The sequence below is a fragment of the Gemella massiliensis genome, assembly GCF_900120125.1.
Lineage (GTDB): Bacteria > Bacillota > Bacilli > Staphylococcales > Gemellaceae > Gemella > Gemella massiliensis.
The window spans coordinates 172501-189714 of sequence record NZ_LT635544.1; the positions used below are offsets into that span (position 1 = coordinate 172501).

Below are 17214 nucleotides of genomic sequence, written 5' to 3' on the forward strand. Positions count from 1 at the left end.
TTACACCTTTTTTTGTTGTCTTAACGATATACTCGAAGTTAGGAAATATTTTCTTTTATAGGTTAGTTTACTAGATTTTGATGAATTATTTTTGGGAAATAATTTTGACAAAAATTCTTAAATATGTTATCGTTATAGTGTAAAAGATTTTTTAGGAGGTATAATATGACGGAGAGTGTAAAACCATTCAGTAAGTTATATGATTTAACTCATAGGGCTGAAAAGGTTGGAATTTCTGATGATGATGTATTAAGAGAGATTAGAGTAGAAAATATAGTGCCGAATAAATATCAACCGAGAAGAGAGTTTACGGAAGAAAAAATTAAGGAACTTGCAGAATCAATAAAACAAAACGGTTTACTACAGTCGATTACCGTTAGAGATATGGGAAATGGTTTTTACGAACTTATCGCAGGTGAAAGACGTTTAAGGGCAATTAAATATTTAAACTTAGCTACAACTAAAGCAATTGTTAAAGAACTAACAGATGATCAAATGGCAACGTTGGCACTTATTGAAAATATTCAACGTGAGGAACTTACACCTATTGAAGAAGCATACGCTTATCAGAAATTGCTTAATATAAATAGGCTAACCCAAGAAGAACTTGCTAAATCTCTTGGAAAAACTCAGGCTACTGTAGCAAATAAAATAAGGTTGTTAAAACTTAGTGATAAAGTTATTAAAGCTATTAATTCAAAAAAAATAACTGAACGACATGGTAGAGCAATGGTTAAGTTAGATGCTAAAGCACAGGAACAAATTTTAACGCAAATACTAAGTCAAAATCTAAATGTATCACAAACAGAAGAAAAAATTGAAACTTACCTAAAAATTAAGAATGATAATAAGGCAGTTGATAATTCCCGTGTCGGTTATGATGCACAGAAAATAATAGCTAAGCTATCGAGAGAAATAGCTAAACTTGAGGAAAAATACAATATTAATTTAAACAAAGAAGAAGACGAAACTATGGAAAATGTGGTTATTACCGTAACAGTTCCACGTTATAAGAAAAGAGGTAAATAATGAAAATAATAGCAATTTGTAATCAAAAAGGTGGAGTTGGGAAAACGACTTCATCAATTAATACAGCGGCATCTTTAGCATATTTAAAGAAAAAAGTATTGCTTATTGATACAGACCCGCAAGCCAACGCAACAAGCGGTATTGGAATTGATAAAAATGATGTAAAGTCGTCTATTTATAATATTCTCGTTGATGAGGTGGATATTAATGAGGTAATATTAAAAACAGATTATGAAAATTTAGATATTGTGCCGTCAAGTATTGCATTAGCAGGTGCAGAAGTCGAATTGGTATCTGCAATTAGTCGTGAACAACGTATGAAAAATGCTATTGCTGATATAAAAGATCAATATGATTATATAATAATAGATTGTCCGCCATCATTAGGTCTTATTACCTTAAATTCACTAACGGCTGCTGATGGAGTGATTATTCCTGTTCAAACGGAATATTATGCTTTGGAAGGGTTAAGTCAACTTATGAATACCTTTAATATTGTGCGAAAACATCTAAACTCACACTTGGATATCTTTGGTGTCTTACTTACAATGACGGATAGTAGAACAAATATTTCTAATCAAGTAGGGGAACAGGTAAGAGAACACTTTAAAGGAAAAGTATTTGAAACGGTTATTTCACGTACAGTACGTTTAAGTGAAGCACCGAGCTTCGGAGAACCGATTATTGAATATGCAAAAAACTCAAACGGTGCAAAACAATATATCGCATTGGCAAAAGAGGTGATTGAACGTGGTTAAAAAACAAGGTAAAGGATTAGGACGAGGTTTAGATGCTATCTTTGCAGCAGAAAAAGTGGAAATATCAGCAGATAATTCAGCTGTCATTGAGTTAAAATTAGAAGATATAAAAAAAAATCCGTATCAACCACGTACAATATTTAATCAGGATAAACTTGATGAGTTAAAAGAATCGATTACTAAAAACGGATTATTGCAGCCAATTATTGTAAAAAAAGCGGTAAAAGGCTATTATATTATTGCCGGAGAACGTCGCTTTCGTGCATTTGAACAATTAGAAAAAGAAACTATTCCTGCGATAGTAAAAGAGATGACTGATGATGAGATGATGATTTTTAGCGTTTTAGAAAATTTACAACGTGAAGATTTGTCCGCATTGGAAGAATCCAACAGCTACCGTAATTTAATGGATAAAATGAAGCTAACTCAAGAAGAGCTGGCTAAACAGCTTGGGAAAAGTAGACCGTATATCGCAAATAGTTTACGTTTATTGAAATTACCGCAGAAGATTAAAGATTATCTGGAAAACGGTGTTATAAGTACGGCTCATGCTAGAACACTTCTTTCAATAAAAAATAAAGAACGGATGTTAGAAATATGCGAACGTGTTATTGCACGCAAGATGTCGGTAAGAGAACTAGAGGAGTATATAGTACGTCTTTCGAATCCTAAAAAAATTTCAACTAAGTCGAAAGATATCTTCATAGAAGAGCAGGAAAATATTTTAAAACGTCGTTTGGGTACCGTTGTTACAATTAAGCAAAATCGCAATAAAAAAGGGAAAATTGAGATAGAATTTAAAGATAATGATGAATTTGAACGTATTATCGCACTTTTTAAGGATGAATAATAATGGCTAAGTTAATAGATAAAGTACAACAGACATTTAGTAATACCGATTTTGTTTTTGTTATATTTGAAAAGATAATTGTCATAATGTTAATAATTGTGTTGGCATCTATTGGCGTAAAACTTTGTAATAAAGTAATTGATTATATAATGACGACAAAGGAAAATGCTAATAAACGTTTTAATATAAAAATTAATGAAAAACGTTCTGAAACATTACATAAACTGGTAAAAAGTTGTGCACGCTATATAATTTACTTTATAGCATTTTTTCAAATGTTGTCGACACTTGGTATAAATACGACAAGTATTGTGGCAAGTGCGGGGATTGCAAGTGTTGCAATAGGTTTCGGGGCACAAAGTTTGGTAAAGGATATTATATCGGGTTTTTTTATTATACTTGAAGGTCAATTTGATGTAGGAGATAACGTAAAAATTTACAATCAAGGTGCATTTATTGCAGGGGGATATGTAATGGCATTAGGATTACGTTCAACCAAAATCCGCTCAAATAATGGAGAAATATACTTTATACCGAACGGCACTATTAATCAGGTTATTAATTATTCATTGACATATAATTTGGTTGTACTTCAGTTTTCAATTCAAATAACGAGTACGATGGAAGAAACAGAGAATAGAGTAGAAAAACTTTTAAATAAGGTGAACAGTAATGGCAGTTATCATAAATTAATATACAAAAATGATAAATTACATATTGATTGTATAGAGAAAATAGCGGATAATATTGTTACAATTTCGATAGCGGGAAAAGCTAAAATTGGGAAGAAGCAAGAAGTAGAAACTATGCTAAGACGGGATTTTTATAATGAATTTGGAATAGCATTGACAACAAGAGGAAAAGTGGAGGAGTAAGAGATGGAATATGATTTAAATGATATTGTTGAGATGAAAAAAAAACATCCATGTGGTACTAATCGTTGGAAGATAACGCGAATGGGGGCGGACATAAAAATTAAATGTCTTAAATGTGATAACAATATAATGATGCCACGTAGAGAATTTAACAAAAAAATAAAAAAAGTAGTTGAAAAATATAAAGAGTAAGGGTGTAGAGGATTAATTTTTGAAAGGTAGTGTACTATCTCAAAAGTTAAAATTTTAGTTAAATTTATTAATAACCGGATGCAGCAGGTTATTGATTTGCTATAAAATTTTTTCTCAAAGTAATATTTGGACATCAGTTTATATTTTTGATACCCATAGATTAATAATTAGATTTTGAATAGTAACGAAAACAGTGATGGTATTTTTTGTTGTAAAAGGAGGTATATTATGAAAGTAGCAATAGTAGGTGGTGGGATAGTAGGTGCGACTTGTGCCTATTATTTATCAAAAAATAACGATATAGAATTGACCGTATTTGATTATGGAAAGGGGCAGGCGACAAAAGCATCAGCCGGTATAATAAGCCCATGGTTTTCAAAGCGTCGTAATAAACCATGGTATACTATGGCAAGACTTGGTGCGGATTTTTACCCTGAATTAGTGAAAGATTTGCAAAAAAATAATTTTGAAACTAATTTTTACTCACAGTGCGGGGTTTATTTATTAAAAAAATCTGAAGAAAAACTTCCGGAGTTAAAACAATTGGCAGAAAGTAGAAAAAAACTTTCTCCAATGATAGGGGAATTAGAAATAATTTCTAAAGAAAAAGTAAAAGAAAGAATACCTAGCTTTGATAATAATGGTGATGTATTATATGCAGGTGGCGGAGCAAGGGTAGAGGGAGAACGATTCGTAAAAATATTACTTAATGCTTCAAAGGCAGAGATTATTAACAAAAAGGTAAGTTTAAAAATAGAAGAAGATAAGTATATAATTGACGACAGTGAATTTGATATTGTTGTTCTTGCAGTGGGTGCATGGCTTAATGATATTTTGGTACCTTTAGGTTTTAATGTTGATATAAGACCTCAAAAAGGGCAACTTAGAGATTATAAAATAAAAGATTTAAACACGGGAGAGTATCCGGTAATTATGCCTGAAGGGGAGCTGGATATTATTCCGTTTGAAGACGGTATAGTTAGTGTAGGAGCAACACACGAAAATGATAAAGGTTTTGATCTTAACGTTGATAAAATTCAACTTGATAGTTTTGGAAAAGAAGCGGAGCAATTTTTAAATGATTTAAAAGAAGCTGAAATTATTAATGAACGTGTAGGGATAAGAGCATATACTTCAGATTTTTCTCCATTTTTCGGGGAAGTACCGGCACTAAAAAATGTTTATGCAATTAGCGGTTTAGGCTCTTCAGGTTTAACAACAGGACCTATAATAGGTTATAATGTTGCACAACTTATTTTAAATGGCAAGTTAACACTGGAGCTTAGCGATTATCCCGTAGAAAAATATATTCAAAGATAGATAATTAAAACATCGATTTAAAAAGAAAATACCGAAGTAGCCTTGAGTATATAATAATTAGTATGGGTAGAAAATCCGTGCTAATTATTTTTTTAAGAGAAAAACTATTATTTAACGTAAATATAAGTTACAGGAATTATAATGATATTACTTAGAATAAAAAGTATGGTATAGTTTCCAATAATAATATATATGGAGGAAGTATGAAGTATTTAACCGGTGAACAAGTACAAAACTCAAAAAAAAATATTAGTAACATAAAGCCTTATAAAACAACTAAAGAAATTATTTTTTCTAATATTTTTACTTTCTTTAATGGAATGATCTTAGTGCTTGCTATTTTTGTAGCTACAACGCTGAGGTTTGAAAATTTGCTTTTTGTCGGAGTTATTGCGATTAATACAGCAATAGGAATTTACCAAGAAGTGAAGTCGAAAAATGCTTTAGAAGAGTTGAGTTTGTTAGGTAGAAGTAAGTACAGAGTAAATAGAGATAATAAGGTTATTGAAATCACTGTTGAAGAAATAGTTTTAGGGGAATATCTTCACCTGAATTTAGGTGATCAAGTTCCATGCGATGGAAAAATAATAACCGGCAGTATAGAAGTAGATGAATCACTTTTAACCGGAGAAAGTGATAACATTTATAAAACAATTAATGATGAGTTAATGAGCGGAAGTAATGTTGTTAGTGGGAGTTGTTTGGTAAAAGTAACGGCAGTAGGTGAAGATAGCTATATTAATAAACTCGCTAAAAGAACAAAAGAATTTAAAAAATATCCGTCAAAATTGCGTGATTATATGGATGCGATATTAAAGGTTATTTCTGTACTTTTAATACCGACAGCTATACTTTTATATACTCGTGGTTATTATTTAGGGCGTTCTTATGTTGATATAGTTTTAAAAAGTGCCGGTGCTTTAGTCGGAATGGTGCCGGAGGGATTAATATTATTGGTTAGTGTATCGCTTGCCGTTGCTGCTATGAAACTTGCCAAGAAAAAAGTCCTTGTTCAAGAATTATATTGCGTTGAAACTTTAGCACGTGTTGATGTCCTTTGTTTTGATAAAACAGGGACAATAACTACCGGTAATATGAATGTGGTAGAAATTGATAAAGAAGTAAAGGAGAAACTATCAAGCTATTTAGCTTATTTTGATGATGAGAATGCAACATCAAGGGCTTTAAAAAAATATTTGAACTGTAAAAAAGAGTGGGAAGTAGAAAGTATAGGAGCATTTTCCAGTAAAAATAAATACTCTTACATCCAGCTAAAAACCGGAGGTACATATTTTTTTGGGGCATATGAATTTTTAGGTTTTGAAGATAAAATGACACCTTACTATGAAAAGTTTAAAAAACAAGGATTTAGAATTTTATCACTAGGTTATACTGCTGATAAAACGAAAGTTCCGATTAATATGAAGTTAGTCGGGCATGTGGTGCTTTCCGATGAAATAAAAGAAAATACTAAAGAAACATTTAAGTATTTTGAAAGTCAAGGCGTTGAAGTAAAAATCATAAGTGGTGATAATTACAAAGCTGTTTTAGGAGTAGCACTAAAAGCAGGTTTTAAACGAGAGGCAAAAGCTATTGATATGACAACAGTAACCGAAGAAGATTTTGAAGGTGTGGTATTAGCTAATGATATTTTTGGCAGAGTAACACCTGAACAGAAGAAAAAAATGGTTGAAGTTCTCCAGAGAAATAAAAAAACTGTTGCTATGAGTGGTGACGGTGTTAATGATGTTTTGGCACTTAAAAAATCAGATATCAGCTTTGCGATGAACGGTGCGACAAGTGCGGCGAAAAGTGTTTCAAATATAGTATTTTTAACGGATGATTTTGGTGTTTTTTATGACATATTAATGGAGGGAAGACGTGTTATTAATAATATCCAAAAAGTAGCATCACTATTTTTAACTAAAACATTCTTTTCAATCGTATTTTCAGTGCTGAGTGTTGTTTTTGCTTTAGAATTTACTTTTATCCCTATACAATTTACGATTATTTCCGCTATTACTATAGGGGTGCCTTCATTCTTTTTAACATTTGAAGCAAATAAGGAAAAAGTTAGTAACAATTTTATGAAAGATGTTTTAACCAGTGCGGTAATTGGTGGGGGAACATTGGTTTTAACCGTTCTACTTACAAATTTTATTTTAACTGATTCAAGTCAGGTGAAATTTATCTGTTTTATCCTAGCGCTGATTAATGGGCTTTGTATGGTAGCAAAGGTAAGCACACCATTTAATAAGTATAAAATTGGTTTATTGACACTTCTTAGTTTAACTGCCCTAGTTGGTGTGTTTGTTAATATTTTTATATTGAAAAATTATTTTACGCCACTTCTTACAAAAGATATTATTTATTTAATAATAGCAGGAGGGATAATAGCATTTATCCACTTTATGACAAGAAGAAAAAAGATAAACTAAAAAAAAGGGCTCTGTGTCAAATACGGGGCATGAGAAAAAATAAGGATAAAATGCTAAGCAATGCAGTGTTGCTTGGCATTTTTCAAAACGCCCTTAAAAGAAATATTATTTTTATACTCAGAAACAAATAACCTAGAAACAACTAAAATGCGTAATCTAAAGTTATAAAAGCTATTATAACCATAAGAAACTCTCTTTAAAACCTTTATCTTATTATTAATACCCTCCAAAGAACCATTAGAGATAGAATACCTAACACTATTAAGCATATACTCTTTATGTTTTCTCATAGTATTAATAGCCTTACTAACACCATCAGATAAACCGATAGTAGATTTTTCAATTAATTCTTTAAACTCCAACTCATTTCTATACCTTATCGCATATCTAATATCCTGAACTCTCTCATAGCTAGCCTTAAATATACAATCTAATCCTAATAAATAATCTAAAATATCACGTCTAGTAACTAAACTCCTAAAACTCCTATTAAAGAAAAACCTACCATGAGTAACATTACTTTCATCTTCTAATATTAACTTCCAATTATTTTTTAAAAGAGTATAATTAATACCTTTTTGTTTTTTGTAAATATTCATTAGCTTAACTCTAGTTCTATTAAGTTCTCTATTAACATTTTGAATAATATGAAACCTATCTATAACAATTTCAGCATTAGGAAACTTATTTCTAATCAACTTCATATAAGGAGTATAAATATCAATACAAATAGCCTTAACATTACTTCTAGCCTCTTTAGAAAATCTGGAAAAATAATTATTTAAAATATACTCAGTTCTACCATCAACTATATCAATAATCTCATGAGTTAAAGCATCTAAAAAAATAAAACTCATACCATTTTTACTATCTTTAGTAAACTTTAACTCATCAAAGCATAAATACTCAGGTAAGGTATTATAGTTAAGAATGTCTACATGGGATTTACATTTATAAAGAGTTCTTATAACAGTATTAACCGATACATTATTCATTTTGGCTATTTGTTTAAAAGATAAAGTATCAGCTAAATCACTCATTATAGAAAACTTAACATTTTTAGAAATACTACAGTATTTATCTACAAAAGAAGTAGTAGCTACAAATTTTTTATTACAAGTTTTACACTTGAAACGTTGCTTTCTTAGTTCCAAATAAGCAGGGATACCTGATATTTTTAATAGATTAATTCTAGTAAGTTCATTAAAGCCGTTTTTAACTACAGTATAACCTTTATTAAGACAACCACAGCATTCACACTTCTTGGGTTTATATGTTAAGGTACCTTTGAATACAAAGTACTTTTGATTATTTTTTATAGTTTCGTTATGTGTTTTCTCAATAGTTATATTTTTATCTTTTATTTGTAGTAGGTTTTTAATGAATTCTCCCTCTTTTATTTCTTTTGTTTTTGTGTTAAAATTATTCATGACAGATATCCTTTCATAGTTTATTTTTTTGCACTTTAATTATATTGGATATTTGTCTTTTTGTATATTAAAAAACAATACGAGGTATGGATTTTTCCCATGCCCCGTATTTATTATACAACCAAAAAAAGAAACAATGGGGCTTTCCTAAAAGGAGAGTCCCATTGTTGAAAGATAATATCATTTATTATTTTATACCTTCAGGCGTAGGAACTGTTGTTGAGTTAATGTCAGAGAAGGTATATTTTATATCCATTTTGTAATTATTTTCAGGTTTATCTTTTTGAGAAATTTCTACTGAAAGTTCAGATGTAACGGGTTGGAAATCTGATTTTTTAACAGTAATTTTGAAAGAAGCATTTTTTATATCAACACTATCTAAATTGCTAATATTTTGCCCTGTAGTTTTAACAGAAGTTTTTAATAACTCTTTGAATTTTTCATCATTACCTGAATAAGATAATACATAATTGTCACCTTGTGCTTCTACTTTAAAATCATTAGCATTATTTTTGTAATAATTTAATGCATCTTCAGTATTACCGACATTTTTTAACGATTCAATTTGTTTTTGGAATGTCCCACTGATTGGAAGTTTAGACCAATTAGTTTGGCTGCCTTGTTTTGCATATAGTACATTATCTTTAAGGTATATCGACATTTTTTGGCTTTGAGTCGCTATTTTTGATTCTGAATCTACCAATAAACTTAGAGGTTCAGTTGCTACTGATCCGTTCATCTTCATGATAACTTCTCGTGTTGTGTTATTGTTAGTCATTTTCACATTGATATCAGAAGTGAATTTTGCACTTTTAATATTTTTAGCCGCCTCAACATATTTATCCACAGCTTCTTGTGAAGAAATAGTTTTAGTGCCACCTCCGCCTGAACTGCACGCAGCAAGAACTACGGTTAGTAGCATAGTAGTGAATAAGAATAAAATACGTTTAATAGATTTTTTCATAATATCCTCCAATATTTTAATTTATATACATATGAATATATGTACTACAATAATGATAATATATATTAAAAAATAAATCAACTTAAAAGAGAGAATATGAAATATTTTTGAGAATGTTTGCAAATGCTTGAAATTAAGGTTTTGTCGTTATTTAATAATATAGTGATTAGGGTTTTTCATGTGTTTTTTATAATCCTTATTATCTTATCTAAAAGTGGAGTAATAACTATAAGGTGTTGATCTAAAAGATAAAAATTTTAATTGAATTACTTATTAATGGTTAGCCGTAGAGTTATCATTTTATTATAGATATGCTATAATCATAATATAGATAATGTGCAGAGGTAAACAATATGGAACAGTATATAATGGCAATAGATCAAGGGACTACTAGTTCAAGGGCAATAATTTTTAATAAAAAAGCGGAGATTGTGGCAAGCAGTCAAAAAGAATTTCCGCAAATTTTTCCAAAAGCCGGATGGGTGGAACATGATGCGAATGTTATCTGGAATTCCGTTCAATCCGTAATAGCAGAAGTTTTTATTGAAAGTGGGATAAAACCGGTACAAATAAAGAGTATTGGAATAACAAACCAGAGAGAAACGACTGTTATTTGGGATAAAAAGACCGGAGAGCCAATCTATAATGCAATAGTTTGGCAATCACGACAAACTGCAAAAATAGCAGAGGATTTAAAAGAATGCGGTTTTGAAAAAATAATTCATGAAAAAACTGGACTTGTCGTTGATGCCTATTTTTCTGCAACAAAAGTAAGATGGCTTCTTGATAATGTAGAAAACGCACAGCAACGTGCCGAAAATGGAGAATTACTTTTTGGCACGATTGATACTTGGTTAGTATGGAAATTAACAGGTGGAAGAACTCATGTAACAGATTATACAAACGCTGCCAGAACAATGCTATATAATATAAAAGAATTAAAATGGGATGATGAAATATTGAAACTTTTAAATATCCCTAAGATTATGTTGCCGGAAGTAAAATCAAACTCGGAAATTTACGGTGTAACAACGGATTATCATTTTTACGGCGGTGAAGTGGTTATCAGCGGTATGGCAGGCGATCAACAAGCTGCATTATTTGGGCAACTTGCTTTTGATAAAGGAATGATAAAGAATACCTATGGGACAGGATCATTTATTATTATGAATACGGGAGAACGCATGGAGTTGTCAAATAATAATTTATTGACTACCATAGCTTATGGAATAGACGGTAAGATAAATTATGCACTAGAAGGTTCTATTTTTATAGCAGGTAGTGCAATTCAATGGCTTCGTGACAGTCTAAAAATGATAAAAAAATCTGCGGATAGTGAAAAATTAGCACTGCAATCGACCAGTGATGATGAAATTTATTTAGTGCCGGCTTTCACCGGATTGGGAGCACCTTATTGGAATTCTAATGCACGCGGAGCAATGTTCGGCTTAACCCGGGGATCAACTAAAGAAGATATTGTAAAAGCTACTTTACAATCAATAGCCTACCAAGTAAGGGATATAGTTGATACTATGAAAATAGATGCTCATATAGAAATTCCTCTCTTGAAAGTAGACGGGGGAGCGGCTCTTAATGATTATTTGTTACAATTTCAAGCTGATATACTCGGTGTGAAAATAGCCAGGGCGGAAAATTTGGAAACAACAGCACTGGGAGCAGCATTTTTAGCAGGGCTTTCGGTGGGATATTGGAAAAATATTGAAGAAATCAAAAATTTGAATTCAGCAGGGAAACTTTTTATTCCTAATATGACAGATAAAAGGCGTGAAAAACTTTATAAAGGCTGGTGTCAAGCTGTAAAGGCTACACAGGTATTTTCCGAAGAATAAGATTGTGTCAAAATTATAAGATAAAATGTAAACATTTTACCTTATAGCTAGAACTTTTATACTTTTTTTTATACAATAAGTAGTAGATGAGAAAAATATAATGAAAAATGTTAAGGAGAAGTAATAATGAGTAGCTTAAATAAACGATTAGCCCATTTATTGGAAAAATTAGAACAAGGTGGAGCGCTGGAGAAAAAGAAAGTTAATGTTTTAAAATTTAAAGATATTGAACTGGCAAAACATATTCAAAAAAGGTTTAAAGAACAATATCCGGAAATGGAAATACGCAGACTTTTGGAGAAAGTTCATTATGCCAATACCTACGAGGATAAAAAATTAAAAGAAATTGCATTTTTAGTTGATGAAATTAGCGAGTATATGTTTAAGTTGGAAGTAGCAAACCGTGATTTTGTTGTAGGATATTTTAATACATTGATTATTGATCCGCAACTCGAAATAACGGAGAAAAATTTTGTTTTAATGGAAATAGAAAGTCTTATAGAAAATAGTTTTTTGGTTTTACCGGAAATGGAGTAGTAATCGGTGAAAATATTAATACCCACAGCAAAAGAAATGAATCTTAATATAAAACATTATGACTTTTTAGATAAATTAAATCGAAATACTATAAAAATAATAGATGAATTTGCTAATAAGAGTTCAGAAGAATTAGCGAAAATATATAAGGTGAAGAGCGAAAAAGCAAAAATTGAACACAAATATTGGCAAGATTTAAAAAAGAGAAGAAGTTCTTTCTATACTGCACTGGAATTATTTAATGGGCTTATGTATAGAAATATCGCAAGAGACAGTTTTGATAATAGTGATGTTGAATATATTAAGGAAAATGTGTTGATAACTACGGCACTATGCGGAATAATTAATCTGTATGATTTTATTCCGGTGCATCGTTTAGATTTTTTACAAAAAGTTATGGTTGAAAATAAGACGTTAAAGTTTTTGTGGAGGGATAATTTTGACAGTCATGTAAAAGATGAAAGTTTGGTTATCTCGCTACTATCTAATGAATTTGAGGAGGTATTTTCAAAAAGTATTCGAGATAATTTTATAAAAGTTATCTTCATGGAAGAAAAAGATGGAGAACTTAAAATTCATTCAACAATTTCTAAAAAAGCACGAGGAAAATTTTTAACGAAATTGATAAAAGAAAAGGTAGAAAATATAGAGCAGTTAAAGAGAATAACTTTCGATAATTACAGTTATGATGGGAGTTTATCAGAGGATAAGAAGTTAGTATTTATCGCAAGGTAATACGTAAGAGAGGTTAGTAAAATGAAAGTAGAGATAGAAACTAAAAAATTATATTATGGTTTTCCGGTAATATTGGTCGGGTATAAGGATAGTAAGTGGAATTATAATGTAACGACATCCAGTTCGTCATATACGCTGGGTGATACGATAACAATGGCATTATCGAGTGCGAGTAATGCTGTAAAGAATATTAAACAATATAAAGAATTTACTGTTAATGTGCCACGTCAAAGTATTTTGAATAAGGTTGAAATTTGCGGTTTTTACTCCGGTCAAAATAAAATAGGAATGGCAGATATAACATATGATATAGGAAAATATGTTGATGCACCTTTACTTGACGAGTGTATGTTGTCAATAGAATGTACGGTGCATAGTATAATTGACCATAACGGATACACTAATTTCATAGGTACAATCAAGCGACGTTTAGTATGTGAAAATTTGATTGATGCTGAATCAAAGTTAATTGGAACCGAATTTAATCCGATTTATTACTTGGGTGATGACAATCAACGTATATATCGCTACTTTAACGAAGAAAGTAAGATTTCAGGTGAAAACATGGGTTGTTTTTCAGATGAAAGTATCTGCGGATAATATTGAATTTAGTTGTTAAAGTATTTGATAAATACTAATAATAAAATAAAAGACACTAAGAAGCCTTGAATAATCAAATCGTCTCTTATAAAAAAGAAGAGTTTTTTGGAATTTTAATATGCTTATAGGTGTCTTTTTTTATAAAATAAACAGAATAAAAGACGTTTTTTAGAAACGATCGAATCATTGACAGCAATAGTATTACATAGTACAATTTAAAGTGCTGAACGTAGAAAAAATTTAAAATTAATAAAGAAAAAGGTCATTTAGTTTTTTATTTTGAATTGATAAGTTTTTATTATGGCTGAAAGGAGGAAACAATATGTATAATTTACAAGTTCATAGTGCATATGATTTATTAAATAGTACAGTAAAATTAGAAGAATTATTTCAAAAGCTGGTAGACGATAACCAATATACAGTCGTTATTGCAGATCCGAATATGTACGGTGCAATAAAAGCGTATAAATTGGCAGATAAGTACAATATTAGACTTATACATGCGTTAGAAGTTAAATTGATGTACGGCATGAAATTATTAAAATTTAATATTTTATGCAAAACGGAACAGATGTTTTATACGTTACTGAATATTGCTACACAGTTTCAACATAATGAAGAGATAGATGTAGAAACATTTGCTCGGAAAATGGAAGAAAGTAGTGAACATTGTATATTAATAGTTGTTGATGAATTGTATGATAGTGTGGAGTTCAGTTATTTGAACCAGCTATTTGAGAATTGTGATTTTTATTTCGGCTATAACGAACAGTTCAATGAGAATATATATGTAGACTATGACAATATAGTTTATACTCAACCGAGTTATTACATAGATAATAAGGATTATCAGCAAGTAATTGTAAGTCGTGCTATTCGTGATAATAAAAAACTTAATATTGCTGAATTAACAGTGACAAGTGGGATACATTATGTTCGTACACAAGAAGACTTTAAAAAATTATTACAAAATAGTTCAGATTTAAAAAATGAAATTTTAACGCGTTCTTTAAAAATGCAGCAAAGTATAGTAAACAGCTGTCAATATAGTCTTGATTTTTCAGGTTACCATTTACCTAAGTATATTTACGGAGAACATGAAGAAATATACAATTCTATGACTAAAAAGGAGTATTTATCTTATCTTGTCTTAAAAGGTGCAAAGGAGAAATTGCAAGGTAAAGATGTTTATGTGTATAAAAAACGTTATGAATATGAATTGGAAATTATAGACGAAATGGGGTTTAATGACTATTTTTTAATTGTCTATGATTTTGTTAAATATGCTAAAGAACATAATATTTTGGTTGGTGCAGGACGAGGTAGCGCAGCGGGAAGTTTAGTTTGTTACTTATTAGATATTACCGAAGCGGATCCATTAGAATATAATTTATTGTTTGAACGTTTTTTAAACAAAGAGCGTATTTCATTACCGGATATTGATATAGATTTTCAGGATACACGTCGTGATGAAGTGATAAAATATGTTGAAAAAAAATATGGTGCGGATAAGGTAGCGCAAATTACTACGTTTACTACATTTCAGTCAAAAAGTGCAGCACGTGAAAGTGCACGTATTTTACAATTTGATGATGAAACATTAAAATTTATAAGTACCCATATCAGTTCTACACGTACGTTAAAGGAATGTTATAGGGAATCGCAGTCTTTAAGGAATTTTGTGAATTCAACTAATAGAAATAAACGTTGGTTCAGTATTGCAATCGGTTTGGAGAATTTACCGAAAAACACGTCAGTACATGCGGCGGGTATCGTTATCAGCGACAGTAAACCGTTAGTTGCATATACTCCTCTTGCACCATCCAATATGACACAGCACATTACACAGTGGACGATGGATGATATAGAATATGTAGGATTATTAAAAATTGATTTCCTCGGTATTCGTTATTTAACTATGATTGCAAATATTGTTGAACAAATTCATCATGATAATCCGGAGTTTGATATTAAACGTATTAATTATAAGGATCCAAAGGTATATAAGATTTTTGCCGCCGGGAGAACAGAAGGAATATTCCAATTTGAATCGAGTGGGATGAGAGAAAAATTATGTTTACTGCAACCTACGGAATTTAACGATATAGTAGCTATGAATGCACTGTATAGACCGGGACCTATGGCACAAGTAGAAACTTATATTAGGAGAAAACATGGTAAAGAATGTATAGAATATCCGCATAAAAAATTAGAGAAGATATTAAAAGATACATATGGGGTTATTGTTTATCAAGAACAAATTATGCTTATTGCGGTGAATTTTGCACATATGACACTTACCGAAGCGGATAATATGCGTCGTGCTGTTGGGAAAAAGAAAAAACAAGATTTAGAATATTATGGTAATATCTTTATTGAAAAAACTGTAAAAGCAGGTCATGATATTGAGATAGCGCGACATCTATTTGAATTAATAGTAACGTTTGCCAATTACGGATTTAATAAAAGTCATGCTGTTGTGTATAGTATGTTAGCTTACAGATTAGCATATTTAAAAGTATATTATACAAAATATTTTATGACAGCTCTTTTAAATAATGTTATCAGTAGTGAGAAAAAAATAAATGAATATAAGCAAGAATTAAGCAGTTTCGGAATAAACTTAATAAAACCGGACGTTAACGTTAGTCTTAGGGATTTTAGTGTTTATAAAAATGAGATAGTTTTTGCTCTTGTTGCCATAAAAAACGTCGGTTATCGAAGTGCTTTTGAAATTGTTCAAGACAGACTTAACTTTGGGAAATATTTGGATATTGATGATTTTTTAAAGAGAATGAATAAGAAAGTCGATTATCAAGCGGCAGTATCATTAGTAAAAGCCGGAGCATTGGATACTTTTGGGTATAACAGAGCAACATTAATGAATAAAGTAAAAGAATATTATGAAGATACACGTAATCATATGTATACCGTTCGTAATGCACTTTATGCAGAAAGCGGATTAACACTTAAAATAGAAGAGGTAGAAGATTATCCTATTCAAGAAAAAATTCGCATGGAAAAAGAAGCGACAGGAACATATTTTTTAAAACACCCTGTCCAGATTGAAAAAGAACGCTATACATATTTACCACTACATTATATCGGTAAAAATTTGGCGGACAGCTATGTTGAGGTAGTATCAAAAAAAGAAATAAAAACAAAAAACGGTGACTATATGGCATTTTTAACAGTTAATGACGGAAAAGGTGACTATGATGTAACTGTATTCCCAAGTGTTTATAAATATGCCGATGCTTTTATTGAGATTGGAAAATATGCTGTGGTAACTTTGAAAAAACAACTACGTGATGGACGTGAGCAGTACATACTCGAAAAAATAACAAGTTTAAAAAATTATAATCAATATTGTATAAATAATATAAAAAAGATTTATCTGGTAGCGGACAAAGAAAGTGGAGAATTACTTTCTCGATATAAAACAACCGAAAAAGGTATAAAAGTGGTAAGTTTATTGGCTAATGATTCCAATAAAGCGACAGCTGTTAAAATAAAAAATGAACAAGAATTTGTTCATAATTTTTTGAAAACATATCCTGATAAGCCTATTAAAATAGAATATAAGGATAAATAGTAAAAAAAACAAACAAAAAACAAACAAAACAAATTTTTTAC

The 17214-nt window shown here is 30.5% G+C and carries 14 protein-coding genes; 12 read left to right on the forward strand and 2 right to left on the reverse strand.

Going from position 1 to position 17214, the window contains the following annotated elements; all coding sequences use genetic code 11:
• Positions 1–165 precede the first annotated feature (165 nt).
• The 7 genes from BQ7358_RS00850 to BQ7358_RS00880 all read left to right on the forward strand — a co-directional run bounded on the left by BQ7358_RS00850 (position 166) and on the right by BQ7358_RS00880 (position 7462).
• Positions 166–1029, forward strand: coding sequence for a ParB/RepB/Spo0J family partition protein (locus BQ7358_RS00850; protein ID WP_072520104.1), 864 nt, complete (start codon positions 166–168; stop codon positions 1027–1029).
• Positions 1026–1787 carry a ParA family protein gene (locus BQ7358_RS00855; RefSeq protein ID WP_174222381.1) on the forward strand — a complete coding sequence of 254 codons (762 nt, stop codon included), beginning with the start codon at positions 1026–1028 and terminating at the stop codon, positions 1785–1787. Before BQ7358_RS00850 ends, BQ7358_RS00855 begins: the two co-directional genes overlap by 4 nt.
• Positions 1780–2637 carry a ParB/RepB/Spo0J family partition protein gene (locus BQ7358_RS00860; protein WP_062172716.1) on the forward strand — a complete coding sequence of 286 codons (858 nt, stop codon included), beginning with the start codon at positions 1780–1782 and terminating at the stop codon, positions 2635–2637. The genes BQ7358_RS00855 and BQ7358_RS00860 overlap by 8 nt, the downstream gene beginning before the upstream one ends.
• Positions 2638–2639: 2 nt before the next feature.
• On the forward strand, positions 2640–3512 hold the full coding sequence (locus BQ7358_RS00865) for a mechanosensitive ion channel family protein (RefSeq protein ID WP_062172717.1): 873 nt from the start codon (positions 2640–2642) through the stop codon (positions 3510–3512).
• 3 nt (positions 3513–3515) lie between these two features.
• On the forward strand, positions 3516–3704 hold the full coding sequence (locus BQ7358_RS00870) for a DUF951 domain-containing protein (RefSeq protein ID WP_062172719.1): 189 nt from the start codon (positions 3516–3518) through the stop codon (positions 3702–3704).
• 228 nt (positions 3705–3932) lie between these two features.
• Complete coding sequence (locus BQ7358_RS00875) at positions 3933–5024, forward strand: NAD(P)/FAD-dependent oxidoreductase (RefSeq protein ID WP_197415954.1); 1092 nt, start codon at positions 3933–3935, stop codon at positions 5022–5024.
• 203 nt (positions 5025–5227) lie between these two features.
• The gene (locus BQ7358_RS00880) at positions 5228–7462 is read left to right on the forward strand and encodes an HAD-IC family P-type ATPase (protein ID WP_062172721.1); all 2235 of its coding nucleotides are present in this window, start codon (positions 5228–5230) and stop codon (positions 7460–7462) included.
• A gap of 53 nt (positions 7463–7515) precedes the next feature.
• Here BQ7358_RS00880 and BQ7358_RS00885 read toward each other — a convergent pair whose 3' ends face one another.
• Together BQ7358_RS00885 and BQ7358_RS00890 are read right to left on the reverse strand one after the other, a co-directional pair.
• Positions 7516–8892: an ISL3 family transposase gene (locus tag BQ7358_RS00885; RefSeq protein WP_072520105.1), complete on the reverse strand. Its 1377-nt coding sequence runs from the start codon at positions 8890–8892 to the stop codon at positions 7516–7518.
• A gap of 187 nt (positions 8893–9079) precedes the next feature.
• On the reverse strand, positions 9080–9856 hold the full coding sequence (locus BQ7358_RS00890; RefSeq protein WP_062172725.1) for a DUF6612 family protein: 777 nt from the start codon (positions 9854–9856) through the stop codon (positions 9080–9082).
• Between the two features lie 353 nt (positions 9857–10209).
• Here BQ7358_RS00890 and glpK point away from each other — a divergent pair, with 353 nt between their 5' ends.
• The 5 genes from glpK to BQ7358_RS00915 all read left to right on the forward strand — a co-directional run bounded on the left by glpK (position 10210) and on the right by BQ7358_RS00915 (position 17173).
• Positions 10210–11706, forward strand: a complete 1497-nt coding sequence (gene glpK, locus BQ7358_RS00895) for a glycerol kinase GlpK (protein WP_062172727.1) — start codon at positions 10210–10212, stop codon at positions 11704–11706.
• 126 nt (positions 11707–11832) lie between these two features.
• Positions 11833–12243, forward strand: a complete 411-nt coding sequence (locus BQ7358_RS00900) for a hypothetical protein (RefSeq protein WP_062172729.1) — start codon at positions 11833–11835, stop codon at positions 12241–12243.
• 6 nt (positions 12244–12249) lie between these two features.
• Positions 12250–12978 carry a peroxide stress protein YaaA gene (gene yaaA, locus BQ7358_RS00905; RefSeq protein ID WP_062172731.1) on the forward strand — a complete coding sequence of 243 codons (729 nt, stop codon included), beginning with the start codon at positions 12250–12252 and terminating at the stop codon, positions 12976–12978.
• A 21-nt stretch (positions 12979–12999) separates the two neighbouring features.
• Positions 13000–13578 carry a flavin reductase family protein gene (locus BQ7358_RS00910; protein WP_062172733.1) on the forward strand — a complete coding sequence of 193 codons (579 nt, stop codon included), beginning with the start codon at positions 13000–13002 and terminating at the stop codon, positions 13576–13578.
• Between the two features lie 322 nt (positions 13579–13900).
• Positions 13901–17173 (forward strand): DNA polymerase III subunit alpha, encoded by a 3273-nt coding sequence (locus tag BQ7358_RS00915; RefSeq protein ID WP_072520106.1) that lies wholly within the window; start codon positions 13901–13903, stop codon positions 17171–17173.
• Positions 17174–17214 lie beyond the last annotated feature (41 nt).

What these genes read in the sequence shown, in the direction of transcription:
- BQ7358_RS00850 (WP_072520104.1), top strand. Translation starts at nt 166, where the DNA reads ATGACGGAGAGTGTAAAACCATTCAGTAAGTTATATGATTTAACTCAT.
- BQ7358_RS00865 (WP_062172717.1), top strand. Translation starts at nt 2,640, where the DNA reads ATGGCTAAGTTAATAGATAAAGTACAACAGACATTTAGTAATACCGAT.
- BQ7358_RS00870 (WP_062172719.1), top strand. Translation starts at nt 3,516, where the DNA reads ATGGAATATGATTTAAATGATATTGTTGAGATGAAAAAAAAACATCCA.
- BQ7358_RS00875 (WP_197415954.1), top strand. Translation starts at nt 3,933, where the DNA reads ATGAAAGTAGCAATAGTAGGTGGTGGGATAGTAGGTGCGACTTGTGCC.
- BQ7358_RS00880 (WP_062172721.1), top strand. Translation starts at nt 5,228, where the DNA reads ATGAAGTATTTAACCGGTGAACAAGTACAAAACTCAAAAAAAAATATT.
- BQ7358_RS00885 (WP_072520105.1), bottom strand. Translation starts at nt 8,892, where the DNA reads ATGAATAATTTTAACACAAAAACAAAAGAAATAAAAGAGGGAGAATTC.
- BQ7358_RS00890 (WP_062172725.1), bottom strand. Translation starts at nt 9,856, where the DNA reads ATGAAAAAATCTATTAAACGTATTTTATTCTTATTCACTACTATGCTA.
- glpK (WP_062172727.1), top strand. Translation starts at nt 10,210, where the DNA reads ATGGAACAGTATATAATGGCAATAGATCAAGGGACTACTAGTTCAAGG.
- BQ7358_RS00900 (WP_062172729.1), top strand. Translation starts at nt 11,833, where the DNA reads ATGAGTAGCTTAAATAAACGATTAGCCCATTTATTGGAAAAATTAGAA.
- BQ7358_RS00910 (WP_062172733.1), top strand. Translation starts at nt 13,000, where the DNA reads ATGAAAGTAGAGATAGAAACTAAAAAATTATATTATGGTTTTCCGGTA.
- BQ7358_RS00915 (WP_072520106.1), top strand. Translation starts at nt 13,901, where the DNA reads ATGTATAATTTACAAGTTCATAGTGCATATGATTTATTAAATAGTACA.